Here is a 1,483-nt window from a genome sequence, read left to right as displayed (position 1 = left end):
TGAACATGCAAGAAAAAAGTGAACAAAAATATAAGTTCAGGTCTAATTGCCAGAAACACCCAATAGCCCATTCTTTTTTTGGCAAGCCCCTCAGGCAGTGTGTAGGGACTTGCCAAAAAAAGAATAAGTAAAGAAAATTAATGAATCATCAAGCGTATATGAGCATGTATGTTTGTTAGGCTGCTGTTGAGAGATGTTTTTCCTGTTGTTTCTCTTCTTGTTGGCTTTGACAAAGTTGCTCTTCCTTTTCGGACGGAGTTAGATTCCCTAACGCTGTATGAATGCGTTTGCGGTTATACCAGATTTCGATAAAAGTAAAAATCTCTCGTCTGGTTTGTGCTTTACTTTGAAGACCTAACCGATAGATCCATTCGGTTTTCAGGGTCTTAAAAAAGCTTTCTGCGACTGCATTGTCCCAACAATTACCCTTTCGACTCATACTTTGTTGTATATGAGGAAAAGCGCTTAGTTCGCTCTGAAATAGATCACAAGCGTATTGTACTCCTTGATCGGAATGAAAAATCAGGGAGTGATCCGTTTTTATACTCTGTTGTGTAATGGCCATTCGCCAGGCAGTAATCAGCGTAGATTCTGTCTGTAAACTCTCACTTACAGACCAACCGACCACTTTTCTATCTGCTAAATCGAGAATGATGGTTAAATACAACCACCCTTCTTTGGTGCGAATATAAGTAAGATCACTGACCCATACCTGATTGAGTTTTTCTACCGTAAACTGACGATTTAACAGATTAGCGGCTCGTGGATAAGTATGATCAGAATCAGTAGTACACACTTTAAATCCTTTGGCAGGCAAGCCTTTTAGCTGGGCTTGTTTCATTAAGCGAGCTACACGAGGACGCGAACAGGAAAAACCTTCTTTTTTTAGTTGGGTGCTGATACGTGGACTACCGTAACAGGATTTACTTTCTTTGTGTACACGTTTAATCTGTTCGAGCAAGTGCTCATTGGCTTGTTTACGTTTGCAAACAGTATGTGTAGACCACTGTTTCACCCACCGATAATATCCGCTCCGACTTACACCTAAAAGGGTACACATCTTTTCAATGGCAAATTCAGAGCAGTGTTTGTTTATGAATTGGAAGAGTTGCCATTTTCTTTGGAAAAGATGCTGACTGCCTTTTTTAAGATGTCCCTTTCCATTTCTGCCTGGCGCAGCAGTTTTTTCAGTCGATAGATTTCTGCCTGTTCGGCAGAGAGATTGCCTTGTCCTGAAAAGCTGTTTTCTTTGTTTTGCAGATATTCTTTTTTCCACCGATTAAGCATTTGTACCCGAATGCCTAAATCGTCAGCTACTTGTTGGGAGGCTTGCCCATTCAAACATAGTTCGACTGCCATTACTTTAAAGGCTCTGTCATAGAGTTTTCGTGTGCTACTCATCTTGCTTACAGATTAAGTTCAACTATATAATAAAGATAGCAATTGATCTTAACTTGATGTCCACTTAAAGATAGCAACTACA

At 40.0% G+C, this 1,483-nt stretch carries 1 protein-coding gene; it reads right to left on the bottom strand.

The window, feature by feature from the left end; translation table 11 throughout:
- Positions 1 to 175 precede the first annotated feature (175 nt).
- Positions 176 to 1,401 (bottom strand): IS3 family transposase gene (locus tag QNI15_RS38785; protein WP_390902246.1). Its coding sequence is split into 2 segments (ribosomal slippage): positions 176 to 1,152 and positions 1,152 to 1,401, totalling 1,227 coding nucleotides; the frame shifts between segments, so codons are not numbered across the junction.
- Positions 1,402 to 1,483 lie beyond the last annotated feature (82 nt).

The organism is Xanthocytophaga flava, assembly GCF_030068545.1.
Taxonomy (GTDB): Bacteria; Bacteroidota; Bacteroidia; order Cytophagales; family 172606-1; genus Xanthocytophaga; species Xanthocytophaga flava.
The sequence above is the reverse complement of the archived record's forward strand: the minus strand, read 5'-3'. Positions and strand labels throughout refer to the sequence as shown.